The sequence below is a fragment of the Shimazuella sp. NTD247 genome (assembly GCF_059510415.1).
In genome coordinates, this window is sequence record NZ_JCAJZU010000004.1 from 405,984 (window position 1) to 420,618 (window position 14,635).

The 14,635-nt window shown below is 38.0% G+C and carries 15 protein-coding genes; 12 read left to right on the forward strand and 3 right to left on the reverse strand.

The features are described 5' to 3' along the window. The first annotated feature begins 58 nt into the window (after positions 1-58). The 4 genes from AC5WOC_RS12980 (at position 59) to groL (ending at position 3,551) form a co-directional block, all read left to right on the forward strand. Positions 59-718, forward strand: a complete 660-nt coding sequence (locus tag AC5WOC_RS12980) for a redox-sensing transcriptional repressor Rex (protein ID WP_496055818.1) — start codon at positions 59-61, stop codon at positions 716-718. A gap of 12 nt (positions 719-730) precedes the next feature. Then, a complete protein-coding gene (gene tatC, locus AC5WOC_RS12985) occupies positions 731-1,480 on the forward strand; it encodes a twin-arginine translocase subunit TatC (RefSeq protein ID WP_496055819.1) in 750 nt (249 codons plus the stop codon). A 118-nt stretch (positions 1,481-1,598) separates the two neighbouring features. Further along, positions 1,599-1,883 (forward strand): co-chaperone GroES, encoded by a 285-nt coding sequence (gene groES / locus AC5WOC_RS12990; RefSeq protein WP_496055820.1) that lies wholly within the window; start codon positions 1,599-1,601, stop codon positions 1,881-1,883. 27 nt (positions 1,884-1,910) lie between these two features. Next, positions 1,911-3,551, forward strand: a complete 1,641-nt coding sequence (gene groL / locus AC5WOC_RS12995; protein WP_496055821.1) for a chaperonin GroEL — start codon at positions 1,911-1,913, stop codon at positions 3,549-3,551. Positions 3,552-3,961: 410 nt separating this feature from the next. Here the strand turns inward: groL and AC5WOC_RS13000 are convergent, their stop codons facing one another. After that, the gene (locus AC5WOC_RS13000) at positions 3,962-4,132 is read right to left on the reverse strand and encodes a type II toxin-antitoxin system PemK/MazF family toxin (protein WP_496055822.1); all 171 of its coding nucleotides are present in this window, start codon (positions 4,130-4,132) and stop codon (positions 3,962-3,964) included. A 155-nt stretch (positions 4,133-4,287) separates the two neighbouring features. Here AC5WOC_RS13000 and AC5WOC_RS13005 point away from each other — a divergent pair, with 155 nt between their 5' ends. Continuing rightward, the gene (locus AC5WOC_RS13005) at positions 4,288-5,304 is read left to right on the forward strand and encodes a DarT ssDNA thymidine ADP-ribosyltransferase family protein (RefSeq protein WP_496055823.1); all 1,017 of its coding nucleotides are present in this window, start codon (positions 4,288-4,290) and stop codon (positions 5,302-5,304) included. A gap of 12 nt (positions 5,305-5,316) precedes the next feature. Further along, a complete protein-coding gene (locus tag AC5WOC_RS13010) occupies positions 5,317-6,042 on the forward strand; it encodes a macro domain-containing protein (protein WP_496055824.1) in 726 nt (241 codons plus the stop codon). A 342-nt stretch (positions 6,043-6,384) separates the two neighbouring features. Here AC5WOC_RS13010 and AC5WOC_RS13015 read toward each other — a convergent pair whose 3' ends face one another. Then, on the reverse strand, positions 6,385-7,281 hold the full coding sequence (locus AC5WOC_RS13015; protein ID WP_496055825.1) for a DMT family transporter: 897 nt from the start codon (positions 7,279-7,281) through the stop codon (positions 6,385-6,387). Between the two features lie 91 nt (positions 7,282-7,372). Between AC5WOC_RS13015 and AC5WOC_RS13020 the strand changes: the two genes are divergently transcribed. Beyond that, positions 7,373-8,254, forward strand: a complete 882-nt coding sequence (locus AC5WOC_RS13020; RefSeq protein ID WP_496055826.1) for a LysR family transcriptional regulator — start codon at positions 7,373-7,375, stop codon at positions 8,252-8,254. Between the two features lie 334 nt (positions 8,255-8,588). Here AC5WOC_RS13020 and AC5WOC_RS13025 read toward each other — a convergent pair whose 3' ends face one another. Further along, complete coding sequence (locus AC5WOC_RS13025) at positions 8,589-9,551, reverse strand: helix-turn-helix transcriptional regulator (protein WP_496055827.1); 963 nt, start codon at positions 9,549-9,551, stop codon at positions 8,589-8,591. 103 nt (positions 9,552-9,654) lie between these two features. On the opposite strand from AC5WOC_RS13025, the gene AC5WOC_RS13030 reads away from it, so the two are divergent. The 5 genes from AC5WOC_RS13030 to AC5WOC_RS13050 all read left to right on the forward strand — a co-directional run bounded on the left by AC5WOC_RS13030 (position 9,655) and on the right by AC5WOC_RS13050 (position 14,557). Continuing rightward, positions 9,655-10,134 (forward strand): GyrI-like domain-containing protein, encoded by a 480-nt coding sequence (locus AC5WOC_RS13030; protein WP_496055828.1) that lies wholly within the window; start codon positions 9,655-9,657, stop codon positions 10,132-10,134. 25 nt (positions 10,135-10,159) lie between these two features. Next, positions 10,160-10,624, forward strand: coding sequence for a DUF8821 family protein (locus AC5WOC_RS13035; RefSeq protein ID WP_496055829.1), 465 nt, complete (start codon positions 10,160-10,162; stop codon positions 10,622-10,624). Between the two features lie 276 nt (positions 10,625-10,900). Continuing rightward, entirely contained in the window at positions 10,901-12,340 is a 1,440-nt protein-coding gene (locus AC5WOC_RS13040; RefSeq protein ID WP_496055830.1) for a glycoside hydrolase family 1 protein, read from the forward strand. 137 nt (positions 12,341-12,477) lie between these two features. After that, positions 12,478-14,070 carry a catalase gene (locus AC5WOC_RS13045; RefSeq protein WP_496055831.1) on the forward strand — a complete coding sequence of 531 codons (1,593 nt, stop codon included), beginning with the start codon at positions 12,478-12,480 and terminating at the stop codon, positions 14,068-14,070. Positions 14,071-14,167: 97 nt separating this feature from the next. Further along, a complete protein-coding gene (locus AC5WOC_RS13050) occupies positions 14,168-14,557 on the forward strand; it encodes a hypothetical protein (RefSeq protein WP_496055832.1) in 390 nt (129 codons plus the stop codon). The last annotated feature ends 78 nt before the right edge of the window (positions 14,558-14,635 follow it).

Here is a 14,635-nt window from a genome sequence, read left to right on the forward strand (position 1 = left end):
GATATTTTGCCTGTCTATCGTTTTACCGTATAATAAATAGGGAGGGGGGTGGCTTTCATTGGCAGAACAGAAAATCCCAAAAGTAACTGCAAAGCGGTTGCCATTATATTACCGCTATTTAGAAAAGCTGCATGCTATTGGCAAACAGCGGATATCTTCTGCTGATTTAAGTGAAGCACTACAGATTGATCCAGCCACCATTCGGCGCGATTTTTCCTATCTGGGTGAATTAGGTAAAAAAGGGTATGGTTATAATGTGACTTACCTTTTGCAATTTTTACGTGATTTTTTGAAACAAGATGAAGTGACCAATGTCGTCTTAATTGGCGTTGGGAACCTTGGTACTGCTCTCTTACGATATAACTTTTACCGGAGTCATAATACCAAAATTGTGGCGGGTTTTGATCAGGAAGAGAGCAAAATAGGAACAGACATTGACGGCATCCCAGTTTACTCGATGAATCGTTTAGCAGAAGTTATTTTATTGCATCATGTCGAAGTGGCAATTTTAACTGTTCCTTTAAATGTAGCGCAGGGAACTGCTGATTTTATTGTCAACGCTGGAATACGAGGAATACTCAATTTTACTCCAGCAAGGATCACAGCACCCCCAAATGTTCGCGTACACCATATAGATCTTACGACCGAGCTTCAAACATTAATTTACTTTCTGAAAAAATTTCCAGCTGATGAGATGATGGAAGAGGAAGGGTTTTAAGGGGTATTAGTGATGAACGAAGAAGATTTTGACCAACAACCGCTTGTCGAACATCTATCTGAATTAAGGCGGCGCCTCTTTTGGGTGCTCGCTACTTTTATAATCGGCCTTGTCGTCAGTTTTGTTTATGCAGCTGATATATTTAAGGTGATCAGCAAAGATGCCAATCAGCACTTTGCACTGTACGCACTTAGTCCTGCTGATTCTTTTAAAATTTACATGCAGATAGCACTCGTTGCTGCATTTGTTTTGACATTGCCTGTTATATTGTATCATCTATGGCAATTTGTTCGTCCTGGTTTGCAGCCAAGGGAGCAAAAAGCGGCATTGATTTATATTCCTGTTGCCTTTTTATTGTTTATTGGCGGATTGGTGTTTGGTTACTTTTTAGTTTTTCCATTGATGATCGATTTTCTTACCAATATTTCCAAAGATCTTGGTGTCAAACAGATGTATGGAATATATCAATACATAAGTTTTATGTTTAACGTTATCGTTCCATTAGCTCTATTGTTCTTATTGCCGGTTGTAGTTCTCTTTCTTACTAGGTTACGATTGCTCACACCAGCCTTATTGATAAAAATACGCAAAGTTGCTTATTTTGTTTTAGTTATTGTCGCACTCATCATTACACCCGATTTATTATCGAATTTTTTGGTTGGTGTACCGCTTATCCTCCTTTATGAGATAAGTGTTTTGCTTTCTGTTTGGTTATATCGGAGATTAGAAAAAGAGTCTTCGATGGAAGAAAGTGATTTGTAGGTTTTTTTTGCACAATGCTTGCAAAATGGATGAGAGATGATTATGATAAGAATTGGGTGTTAGCACTCGACGTTGTTGAGTGCTAACAAACGAACGACAAAAAGGAGGGTTTCCCATCATGATTAAACCACTTGGTGATCGTGTTATTCTAGAAGCTGTTGAGAAAGAAGAAACAACCGCTAGCGGTATCGTATTACCTGATTCCGCAAAGGAAAAACCACAAGAAGGACGAATCGTAGCAGTAGGTTCTGGACGTGTCGATGAAAACGGCAACCGTGTTGCTTTAGAAGTAAACACTGGTGATCTAGTAATCTTTTCTAAATATGCTGGGACCGAAGTGAAATATGGTGAGAAAGATTACCTCATCTTGCGCGAAAGCGATATTCTGGCTGTAATTGAGTAATTTTTACATAAGAAGGGAGATTTTATCATGGCGAAAGAGATTAAATTTAGCGAAGATTCCCGTCGTGCAATGCTGCGTGGGGTGGACGCTTTAGCAGATGCTGTAAAAGTAACCTTGGGACCAAAAGGTCGTAATGTTGTGTTAGAACGTAAATTTGGATCTCCACTTATCACTAATGATGGGGTAACCATTGCAAAAGAAATCGAATTAGAAGATGCTTTTGAAAACATGGGTGCACAATTGGTGAAAGAAGTAGCTACCAAAACCAATGATATTGCTGGGGACGGAACTACAACTGCAACTGTATTGGCACAAGCGATTATTCGTGAAGGTTTGAAAAACGTAGCTGCTGGTGCAAATCCAATGATCGTTCGCAAAGGAATTGAAAAAGCAGTTGCAGCTGCAGTAACAAATATTCATGAGATCGCAAAACCAATCGAAGGAAAAGAATCCATTGCTCAAGTTGCAGCTATTTCTGCTAACGATGATGAAGTTGGTAAACTCATCGCAGAAGCTATGGAAAAAGTAGGTAACGATGGTGTTATCACTGTGGAAGAATCCAAAGGTATCACCACGGAACTGGAAGTTGTAGAAGGTATGCAATTTGACCGTGGATATATCGCATCTTACATGGTAACCGATACCGATAAAATGGAAGCTGTGTTGGATGATCCATATATCCTTATCACAGATAAAAAAATCGGTAACATCCAAGAAATTCTTCCAGTACTAGAAAAAGTAGTACAACAAGGCCGTCCAATCTTGATCATTGCAGAAGACGTAGAAGGGGAAGCGCTAACTACCCTTGTATTGAACAAACTCCGTGGAACCTTTACAGCAGTTGCTGTAAAAGCACCTGGATTTGGTGATCGCCGCAAAGAAATGCTTCAAGATATCGCTATTTTAACTGGCGGTCAAGTAATTACCGAAGATCTTGGTCTTGACTTGAAAACAACTGGTTTGGAATCCCTTGGACGTGCTCGTCAAGTACGTGTTAACAAAGACAATACTATCGTTGTTGACGGTAATGGCGAACAAACCGAAATCAAATCTCGTGTTGCTCAACTACGCCAGCAAGTGGAAGAAACCACTTCTGAGTTTGACAGAGAAAAACTACAAGAGCGCCTAGCGAAACTTTCTGGCGGTGTAGCAGTTATCAAAGTTGGTGCAGCTACTGAAACCGAATTGAAAGAGAAAAAACTTCGCATTGAAGATGCTTTGAACTCCACTCGTGCTGCTGTAGAAGAAGGTATCGTATCTGGTGGTGGTACTGCACTAGTAAACGTCATTCGTGCAGTGGAAGGGCTAGAATCTTCTCTGCCAATTGGTGATGAGAAAACAGGTGTATCCATCATCAAACGTTCTCTAGAAGAACCAGTTCGTCAAATCGCACACAATGCAGGTCTCGAAGGCTCTGTAATTGTTGAGCGTTTGAAAAAAGAAGATGTGGGTGTTGGTTTCAACGCATTGACCGGAGAATGGGTAAACATGTTCCAAGCAGGTGTCGTTGATCCAGCGAAAGTTACTCGTTCTGCATTACAAAACGCTGCATCTGTTGCGGCTATGGTATTGACCACAGAAGCAGTTGTAGCAGACAAACCAGAAGAAAACAAAGCTCCAGCAATGCCTGACATGGGTGGCATGGGCGGAATGGGCGGCATGATGTAATAACGCATCACAAAGCCTAGATTTATAACAGAAGGTCTTTCAACAGTTTACAAACTGTTGGAAGGCCTCTTTTTTGTGGTTATATGAGCAATATCTGTGAGTTAATGCCTCCAGTCTCGACTTTCTAGTGCCCTCTCAAAATAAACGGCTTAAGGTCAAAAATAACCCTTCCTATTTTAGAAAGGGTTATGTCAAGTATGTTGCAATCTTTGCTAGACATTCATCGATTATTTCGTCTATTGCTTCATTTTATGTATCTTTTGGATCATACTTTTTTAACATTTCTAGTTTACGGACCGTCCAGTCCGATGATTTAACTTGGTCAGTCAGTACTATCCTTGTTATAGGGAAGCCCCTCCATCAAGAGAAATTCCTTCTTCTGGTAAATCTGCTTCAAAGGGATAACCTTTTTATTGATTCGTAATCGGACAAATAACTATAAATTCTGTTGCTTCATTGAATTTTTTGGGCGATAAAACAATGGCATTTCTTCTTTCTGCTTGTTCATGACAGCTTGTGGAGTGAAATTTAAAACAATGAAATCGCCTCTCTTTGGTACATATACATTTTGGAATATCCAATGATACTCCCTATTCATTTCAGGCTGTATTTGTGAATATACATCCTGAAATTTTACGTATGCTTTATCTAGTTTATTCATTTTTTTATGCAGCGATCTTTCTATGAAATAGTAATAAATGTTAAATGATTTTAAATTATATGGTAAATTAATAATATGTATAAATTAGGAGAAAAAATAACCCATCGTACCTTAGGTGATGGCACAGTGGAAGCTATTTTGGATAATGGTATAGTAAAGATTCGGTTTAAAGATGCTGGAACGAAGATTTTTTTATTGGATACTGTCAACCAATATATAACCCGTTTTGGAGAGTATTACCATTATGATGCTTTGACCAAGGAATGGTATAACAAATTGGGTTATAACGAAGCTGGATTTTATAGAAGTGGTATCCATTTTCAAACAAACACTATCTATGATCCTGATGGATATGATGTTGAAGGATATCATTCTAATGGTTTTTCCAAGGATGGAATTCATAAAACAACTGGTACACCATATAATCCAGACAATTACGATTTCAAAGGAAATCACAAGAGTAAAAGGTATGTTGAAATCATTCGAAAGAATATACATGAATCCTGTGAATTTGATTTTGATGGTTTTTATCACATGACCGTGTTTGAAAATTTATCCTCTATTTTAAATGGTGGATACTTATATTCGCGAAAGCAAGTTATGAAAAAAAATAGACTAAAAGTAAACATGGAGAAATCTCTATTAGAAACAAAAAGTGTATTACAGGGAACCAACGAAACGATAAAGAATTATGTCAGGCTCTACTTTAGACCTAAGACACCCGCATTTTTTAAGTTTCAAAATAAACTAGAAAATATTGTTTTGCTAAAGTTTAGCGTCAAACTGCTATGTGCAGATAATGGAAGGATTTCCGTAGGTAATGCTGGAAAATATGAGGTAGATTTAAAGAAAATAACTAGTTCTTCTCTGAAGAATCTGGATTCCAAGAGCATATTTGGAGCATCTGGTTCACCTGATAATGAGTATGAAAAAGATATGAGACATACGGAAATGTTAGTTCCAAGATCAATCAGTTTGAAGTATTTGGATGAAGTTATTTTTATATCTGAAAAACAAAAAAGATCCTATTTACGGAAGCACACTTTACCTGATGAAGTTGTCAGCGTTGTTGATAAATACAAATTTTTTTGAGGTGCTAATGGAATGTCCTATGAATATTATGATGGAAGTGTTTTTGAGTGTGCAGATATCAAAAAAGTAGATATGTTAGTGAATACGGTAAACTGCAAAGGATTTATGGGAGCTGGATTGGCATTAGAATTTAAACTGAGATATCCTACTATGTATCAGGAATATCAACAAAAATGTTTGAATAACCAAATCAAAATTGGTCAGTTAGATTTATTTGCTGCTACTAATGTTAAAATCCTAAATTTCCCGACAAAGGATGACTGGAAGCATCCTTCTAAGATGTCTTGGATAGTGAAAGGACTTCAACAATTTGTAAAACAACATTCATCCTATAAAGTTCAGTCTGTTGCATTTCCAAAATTAGGAACAAACAACGGAGGGTTGCTTTGGAGTGAAGTAAAGCAGCAAATGGAGAAACATTTCGACAGAATCCCAAATATAAAGATTTATATATGTCTTGACTCAGCTGAGCCAAAAGGATTAGAAGGAAGTATGTTAACCATTGCAAATGGTTTAACAAATGAGAAGTTGAAGAAAATAGGATTGAATACCATAGCTATAGAAAATTATATGGGCCAGGCACCATTCAAAAGGTTTTTTCTTATATCAAAAGTACAAGGAATTGGATCTAGATTATACAACAAGCTACACACCTATTGTTATCAACATGTTTTTAAGCAACAGGAAGAAGAATCAGAAGAAAAAGATCATGAACAACTCTCTATTTTTTTTAGTTAGGCCTTTGTGTCATCACAAAAAGAGGGGAATATTCTCCTCTTTTTTGTACGAGAATTTGCTGCATTATCCATTCAAGGCGAAGAAGGATACGGGTGATTGTCCTTTATGACTATTTTAACAGCATACTCGGATAGCATAGCGCCACTTGTCACTCTATTGTCATAGTACGATTTGCGCCTTAGGTGTATACATGTCATGCGACTTTATTTGGTATTCAAAAGTATTTATGCAACAACCTCATTACATAGAAAAAGTTTTTTTAGGTTCTTAGCGGAAAGAAAGTATTTATTTTCATAAAACTCATAACTCAGGAAATTATGAAGTTTTATCTATCCATCCCTTCTACAGTGCCTTATCCACCACATTTGATTCCATCTGTTTCCCTTTACTATTTACAAACCAAATACCCGCCAGTACAAGTAAAATCCCTACTAACGTAACGATCTTTAAACTCTCGTGCAAAAAGATACTCGAAGAAAGGACACCTACAACAGGTACAAGCAGTAAGGAAGTAGATGCTTTGCTTGCTTCGGAACGACTTAAAATATGATTCCACATGACAAATGCCAATGCTGAGGCGACGATTCCCGCAAATAGGATGTAAACGGAAGGCATGATTCCCCAATGTGCTTCGCCATGTTCAAATGCAAGAGAAAATACTAATAATCCTACTGCTCCAATGGTCATTTGCCAAGTAGTGTATTGAATACTGTCACAATGCTTTAATTTGAGTTTAAAAAGCAGATTGGCTATTGCCCAGGAAATAGCGGAGCTCAATGCCAGTAACATAGCCCAGAAGGAACCTCCGAGATGGATATCCATAGCGAAAAATAAACCGACGATACCTAGAACAATTCCAAAGGTTTTTCTAGCTGTAAGCTGTTCTCCAGGAATCCACTTATGAGCCATAATCGAAAGAAACAGCGGCATACTATAGGTTAGAACGGAAGTAAGACCTGCACTGACATAGTTAAGCGATATTTGTAAAGCGATGTTAAAAAAGGTGGTTTGGAACAGTCCACAGAGAACATACCATTTGATATCCGATTTATTCGGCAAAGGTATTTTTTTTATAAAACTCACACCGAGAAGCACGATGGCACCAGTCAAAAATCGTAATGCTGCAAACTGGACAGGAGGAAATGCTCCATTTCCTAATTTCATGATAACAAAATTGAACCCCCATATAAGACATAAAATAAGCATCGAAGCATTCACTCGAATGACCCTCTCTATCATTTTTCATTACTGTACAATGGGAACAAATGAGTGTCTAATATAGAAATGTCATATGTCTAAGTCGGAAAAAGACTTAAGGAGGATTAGTAGTGTGGAACTGCGCCAGATTGAATATTTTAGGGTAGTAGCAGAAGAGTTGCATTTTGGGCGGGCAGCGATGCGCTTACAAATGACACAGCCGCCTTTAAGTCAACAAATTATACAACTGGAGAGGGAACTTGGGGTGAAGTTGTTCGAGAGGTCAAAGCGACATGTAGAGTTGACAAATGCGGGAAAGGTTTTCTTGCAAGAGGTTCGCCAAGTCTTTACCCAATTAGAGCGGGCTAAAGCTGCGGCTCAAAGGGCACAGTTAGGAATGCTCGGTCGGTTAGTGCTTGGATTTGTCGGGTCTGCTACATTTGATATTCTTCCAATCATTGTTCGGGAGTTTCAAGGACAGTTTCCATACGTCGATTTGGTCCTTCGTGAGATGCCTACTCCAATGCAATTTGAAGCATTTCAAAGAAAGGAAATCGATATTGGTTTTGTAAGACCTCCTGTGATTGATACGCAACTATCACACTTATCCGTTCATCAAGAGACTTGTATCGCTGTCGTACCGAAGAAGCATCCGCTTGCCCAATCTGCTTCCATTTCGATGGGGGATTTGAGTATGGAATCATTTATATTAGTGGAGAGAGAGATTTGGTCAAGTTGGTACGATGATATCCTCTCGAAATGTCGTGATGCTGGTTTTAGTCCAATTATTCGTCAAGATGTGAAAGAGATTCAGACGGTTGTTAGCTTGGTTGCGGCAGGATTAGGGGTAAGCATCGTACCAAGATCAACTGTAAATTTGCATGCGCGGGATGTTGCTTATGTAAACATCGAGGGAGAGGCACCACTTGTAGAAATGAGCATAGCTTGGCGAACCGATGACAATTCAAACACAGTAAAATTATTTATCGATACCGTAAAACGACTTATCAGTTAACATGATGTAACTAAGGTTTAAAACCATGTTGTCAAACCAACATTTTGCAATGATTTATGATTTGTTCTATCAAGTAACAAAAAAATAACCTTTAATGGAGAAGGTCTTTTTCAGTTTACAAAGCTGCTCTGAGGCCTATTTATCATGGATGTTCAATGTGAAAAATAAAATTTGCTGATCACTTATTTAAATGGCTCCGTAATTAGGAATGCTTATTTTATTGTTATAACTAGTTCTTGGGTTGTACATCATATGTTTGTAGGGAGGCCCGTCTATCCTAGAAATTGTTAATACAAGCACTGTGGATAATTGATTGCTTCTAACTTGCCATTGCCTATGGTAGGTACAAGTTAAACCTCGCTTGTAAGTTTTGTAAGACTTGTTCTGGCACTTCCCTGACCCTGATATCTTGTCCTAGGAAAAGCAGCCAATTTGTTATTTCATTTAATTCTTCAGGCTTATTAACATTAATAAATGTTCTTAGAATAGCTGTAGTTTGGTAAAGATTCGTATAGGAAATAGAAACTTTTAACGGATGGTATTTTTTGAATTGCGCAATCGCATTTGGACCCAATTCCAAAACAAGGTTGCTTACTTCATCTTGATTACTTAGTTTTTCTAAAATCTTTTTTTTACTTAATCTTTTTTCCATCGAGTAAGGTTTAACATCTGTGAGATTATCGACAGGGAATATCTGTTTTTTCTCTTCCTTTAAGTTGAAACCCTCAATCAACCAGAAACTCTTTTCATGATAAAGGTGCAAAAAATAAATGGGGTAAGACTTTATTACTCTCTCTTCTTCCATGGTAATCAATAAATAGCTATCCGAAAGAAGGATTTGGATTAGTTTTTCTAATATTGGATGAGGGAGATCCGACAAATCAAGTAGATCGGGATTATAAGGATTAGTGCCTTCAAAAAGCAATATTTGATTTAAATGAACCAAGTCATCCTGTTGGTTTTCGGAGATGAGACCGAGTAATTTCTCAGCTAATGACTGCCGGCTCTGTAAATAGGGAAGTTGTTGATTTCTTGTGGCCATGAAGGCAATAAAAAGCGCTTTGACTTCTGTATCGGTAAAACGGACCTCAGGCAGGACAGAATTGTGCATGACAGAATAACCCCCGTCTCTGCCAACCTCAGCGACAAGCGGCATTCCCATGGATTCAATTTCTCTGATATCTCGGATAGCTGTCGACCGAGAAATGTTAAATTCGCGCATGATCTCAGTTATGGTAAAGTGAGCGCGGTTGTTGATATATCGCATGATAGTATTGATTCGTTCGACCTTTTTCATTTTTACTCCTAAACAGTATCATTTTCTGACATGATTTAAGGTTATTATAAACCTATCAAGAACAGAAAACAAAACGAATTTAAAAAGAGGAAGGATTTTGAATATGGCAGATTATACCTTAGAGAAAAAAGACAGCTTTACGGTTTTAGGTTTTGGAACAGAGCTAAAGAGCGATTACACAGATTTCGCTGGTTTGAACAAGGAAAAATCAGACTTTTGGCAGTCCTTCAACCAAGAAGGAAAGCTTGAAGCTTTAAAAGCCATCGCTACAGAAAACTACATTTTTGCTGTGAACGAAGCAGTGAATAATAAATTGATGTACTATGCTGGTGTTATTACAGATGCACCAGCTCCAGAAGAAGCCAGAGTTATTCAATTTCCTAAAGGGGAATACCTCGTTGTGAAGGGCGAAGGGAAGTCAACTAATGAATTGAATGATAAGCTTGCTGGGATCGCCTTTGGTCAAGTATTGCCAGAAGCAAAAGATTTTGCTTATGTTGGCGGTCCGAACACAACGGTTGAAATGGGGCAGAAAAACGGCTTAGTATATGGTGAAATGTGGATTCCTATTGTAAGAAAATAAATGAGAGATGACAGGAGAGATGGAAATGTCCTATATCGTTGATTTTAAAAATGTATCTACAGTTGGTTTAGAGTCTTCTCCTGTAGCAGAAGCGCTTGCTGGATTACGTGCGAATGAAGCTCGTTACTTTATGAACAAATACAAACATGAATTTATCGTTTTACCTGCTAGTGAAAGTCAGGAGACACTCGATTATGTGAAGCGAATTTTGAAAGAAGAACGAGGTATTGAGTTTGCTGCCAAACCTTTAGAAACATCGCGTTTTCAAGTAGAAAATATTCAATTCACCTACGTTTTTTATGAAGATGGTCTTGCAATCAACGTCATGTATACAGTTGATGGACCTAAGAAGCGAGCTGTTGGGTTTAAGCTTTCTGACGGGATGGAAATACCAAAGGAATTGGAAGGCAAATTTAAATTTGCCAGGCAGAAATCCAAATTAGCAGGAACCATTCGCGGATCATTCTTTGTCATTAAGGGGGAATATTAATATCACGATTTTTCTTTAATGAGATGAGTAAAAATGATCCTCCCTTTCGATGAATAGATTTAGGTAAGAAATGAGAATGATAGGTTTAATAAACAACACCCACTATTTTCGTGTAAAGCAAACAAGGTATATCATCGGTAAATTCGATGATATACCTTGTTTTTTCTTTGAATTTTCGTTCGTTAATCCGTAATTACCCCTTCAATTATTACAAATACTAATCACTGTAGTGATGTAATCGAAGCAGATAAATCGCGCGAAAGGGATGGAAGCAAAATGAATAATAAAAGGAGATTTCAAGAAGGGTTTTTATGGGGAGGGGCTACGGCTGCTAATCAGTTGGAAGGTGCTTATAAAGAAGGAAATAAAGGTTTAAATATCGCTGATGTACTCCCAGGAGGAAAAGAACGATTACAAATTTTAAAATCTACCGGCTTTGATTTTGAGATTCACGAAGAAAAATTTACCTATCCAAACCATGAAGCGATAGATTTTTATCATCATTATAAGGAAGACATTGCTTTATTTGCTGAGATGGGGTTTAAGTGTTTTCGTATGTCCATAGCATGGACAAGGATTTTTTCCAATGGAGATGAGCTGGAACCAAATGAAGCAGGCTTAGTATTTTATGATCAGGTTTTCGATGAGTTGCAAAAGTATGGGATTAAACCTGTCGTCACACTCTCTCACTATGAAATGCCATTATATCTGGTAAAAAAATATGGAGGATGGAGAAGCCGCGAAGTCGTTACTTTTTTTGAAAGGTATGCGAAAACAGTTTTTCACCGCTACAAAGACAAAGTAAAGTATTGGCTGACTTTTAATGAAATTAACGCAGGTTTGGAGATGCCGATAATGGGTCTTGGTTTTGCTATTCATAAGGAAAGCGATAAATATCAACCAAGATTTCAAGCATACCATCATCAATTTGTGGCTAGTAGTTTAGCAGTAAAAGCATGCCATGAGATTATTCCGGATGCGAAGATTGGCTGTATGCTTTTGTATGCACCAACTTATTCCTATGATTGCAATCCTGAAAATATTATGTACATGCTCAGTGAATCACGTTTGTTCAACAATTTTTGTGGGGATGTACAAATACGGGGAGAATATCCAGCTTTTATAAATCGCTATTTTAGAGAACATCATATTCAACTTGAAATTAATCCCGGTGATTTGGAACTTCTTCGGTCCAATACTGTTGATTTTATTAGTATTAGTTATTATATGTCCCGTACAGAGAAAAGAAACAAAAAAACAGAAGAAATGGGAGAAGGCAATATATTAGGAGGAGTTAAAAATCCTTTTTTACAGGCGAGTGAGTGGGGATGGGAAATAGATCCAATTGGTCTGAGGATTTCATTGAATGAGCTGTACGACAGATACCGCAAACCGATATTTATTGTGGAAAATGGGCTAGGTGCAAAGGATACTGTAGAAGATGATGGTTCCATTCATGATGATTATCGCATTCAATATCTGCGTGATCATATTTTACAGATGCTAGAAACGGTAGAAGATGGTGTTGAACTTATGGGCTATACCCCATGGGGATGTATTGATTTAGTAAGTGCTTCTACCGGTGAAATGTCGAAGCGGTATGGATTTATTTATGTGGATAAACAGGATGACGGAAGTGGAACATTGGAACGAAAACCGAAAAAGTCCTTTTATTGGTTTAGGGATGTGATCGCATCAAATGGAGCAACATTATAAAAAATGGTGAACGTTATTTCGCCCTGTCAAATGGAAGACAGGGATTTTTTGTTTTTAATATTTCTGTGTGAGTAAATTGTGAAAATATGGTTAACCTAACGATAGATTAATTATTTCAGTAAAAAGGCGGGATATGATTGTCACACAATCAAAAGAATCAAGATAAGAGGACTTCCGGAGGGACATTAACCAACCGTCAAGGGCACCCGATTACGAACAATCAAAACATCCGAACAGTCAGCAATCGTGGTCCTGCAACGCTTGAAAACTACGATTTTATTGAAAAGATCAGCCATTTTGATCGAGAAAGAGTACCAGAGCGAGTAGTACATGCCCGCGGTGCTGGGGCACATGGATATTTTGAATCTTATGGAACAGTAGGAAAAGAACCTGTTTCTAACTACACCCGTGCGAAATTGTTCCAAGGAAAAGGAAAAAAAACGCCTGTATTTGTTCGTTTTTCTTCGGTCATTCATGGAGGGCATTCTCCAGAAACGCTTCGTGATCCACGCGGTTTCGCAGTAAAATTTTATACAGAGGATGGAAACTGGGATTTGGTTGGAAACAATTTGAAAATATTTTTTATTCGTGATGCCATGAAGTTTCCTGATATGGTGCATGCTTTTAAACCTGATCCTGTTACCAATATCCAAGATAACGAAAGGTTTTTCGATTTTTGTTCTAACTCCCCAGAAACTTTCCATATGGTTACATTTGTGTATTCTCCTTGGGGGATACCTGCTAATTATCGGATGATGCAAGGTTCTGGAGTCAATACATACAAATGGGTCAATGAAAATGGTGAAGCTGTTTTAGTGAAATATCATTGGGAACCAAAACAAGGAATTAAAAATTTAACGCAAAAAGAAGCAGAAGAGATTCAAGCAAAAAACTTTAATCATGCAACACAAGATTTATACGAAGCGATTGAAAAAGGCGATTATCCCGAATGGGAATTGTTTGTGCAAATAATGAGTGATGGAGAACATCCGGAATTGGATTTTGATCCACTAGATGATACAAAACTTTGGCCGGAAGAACAATTCCCATGGTTAGCCGTTGGGAAAATGGTACTCAACAAAAATCCAGAAGATTATTTTGCAGAAGTGGAACAAGCTGCTTTTGGAACCGGTGTATTGGTCGATGGATTGGATTTCTCCGATGATAAAATGTTACAAGGAAGAACTTTTTCTTATTCCGATACCCAGCGTTATCGGGTTGGTGCAAATTATTTACAACTGCCTATCAATGCACCGAAAAAAGAAGTTGCAACGAATCAAAGTGGAGGGCAGATGCAGTATAAGGTAGACAATGCCCCATCACAAAATCCGCATATTAACTATGAACCATCTTTTTTAAGTGGATTAACAGAGGCCAACCAATCTGGCAAAGAGCATATGCCGCGTGTTGAAGGTAACTTGGTTCGTCAATCTATTGATCGTCAGAACAATACAAAGCAAGCAGGTGAAACCTATCGCCAGTTTGAGGAATGGGAGAAAGATGAATTGATTTCCAATCTGGTGTCTGCCTTAGCTCCCAGTGATAGCCGTATTCAAGATGCCATGATTGCTCTCGCAGAAGAAGCCGATGAGGAATATGGCCGTAGGTTACGAGAAGGTATCAAAAATGCTCCAAAGGGTGGTTCAAGTCAAAAATCACTTGGAAGCAGAGATGGAGAGCAAGCAGTGCAGGATGCGGTGAAAATGGGTCATGAAGCAGATCCTTATTAGAATTTAATTATAGAAATGATCCTTTATCAATAGTCTTTTTCCCTACATCCAAAAATGTTACAATAATGAAAGTGTACTCTCATTGAAGGGACGGAGCATGGGGATTAATCATAAGGTGAAACACCCGTTTACTTATGGTGAGTTAGCACTAGTCAGTGTTCAATCCTATGAGAAAAACAAACATCGGTACAATTGTGGGTTTGTATGCAAAAAAAGCGTGAGACAACACACTTATATTTGTCTTGATGGATGGTATCAAATCGATCCATCGAGAAAAATGTTGAAGCTCGATGACGATTGTATGCTGAAGGTGAATATCCCTGGTTCTGGTGTAGAAGTAATCTTTCGAGCTAGTGGAGTAACCCAGCACGATTTGGTAACGGGCTGGAAAAAGAAAATTTCCTCCCCCTATGCAAGCAACCTCTTTCGATTTGATGAGTTACTGCTAGATGCAAAAGATTTTCTAAAGCTTCGGCTGAACATTTAATTAAAAAAAATTATTTTGAGCGGCTCACTGTTTTATGCAGTGAGCCGCCCCTGATTTTATATAAAGAATCGCTAAAAG

Bases quoted from the DNA above. Each gene is read 5' to 3' on its own strand.
- tatC (WP_496055819.1), top strand. From the start codon at position 731: ATGAACGAAGAAGATTTTGACCAACAACCGCTTGTCGAACATCTATCT.
- groES (WP_496055820.1), top strand. From the start codon at position 1,599: ATGATTAAACCACTTGGTGATCGTGTTATTCTAGAAGCTGTTGAGAAA.
- groL (WP_496055821.1), top strand. From the start codon at position 1,911: ATGGCGAAAGAGATTAAATTTAGCGAAGATTCCCGTCGTGCAATGCTG.
- AC5WOC_RS13005 (WP_496055823.1), top strand. From the start codon at position 4,288: ATGTATAAATTAGGAGAAAAAATAACCCATCGTACCTTAGGTGATGGC.
- AC5WOC_RS13010 (WP_496055824.1), top strand. From the start codon at position 5,317: ATGTCCTATGAATATTATGATGGAAGTGTTTTTGAGTGTGCAGATATC.
- AC5WOC_RS13015 (WP_496055825.1), bottom strand. From the start codon at position 7,281: ATGATAGAGAGGGTCATTCGAGTGAATGCTTCGATGCTTATTTTATGT.
- AC5WOC_RS13025 (WP_496055827.1), bottom strand. From the start codon at position 9,551: ATGAAAAAGGTCGAACGAATCAATACTATCATGCGATATATCAACAAC.
- AC5WOC_RS13030 (WP_496055828.1), top strand. From the start codon at position 9,655: ATGGCAGATTATACCTTAGAGAAAAAAGACAGCTTTACGGTTTTAGGT.
- AC5WOC_RS13035 (WP_496055829.1), top strand. From the start codon at position 10,160: ATGTCCTATATCGTTGATTTTAAAAATGTATCTACAGTTGGTTTAGAG.
- AC5WOC_RS13040 (WP_496055830.1), top strand. From the start codon at position 10,901: ATGAATAATAAAAGGAGATTTCAAGAAGGGTTTTTATGGGGAGGGGCT.
- AC5WOC_RS13050 (WP_496055832.1), top strand. From the start codon at position 14,168: ATGGGGATTAATCATAAGGTGAAACACCCGTTTACTTATGGTGAGTTA.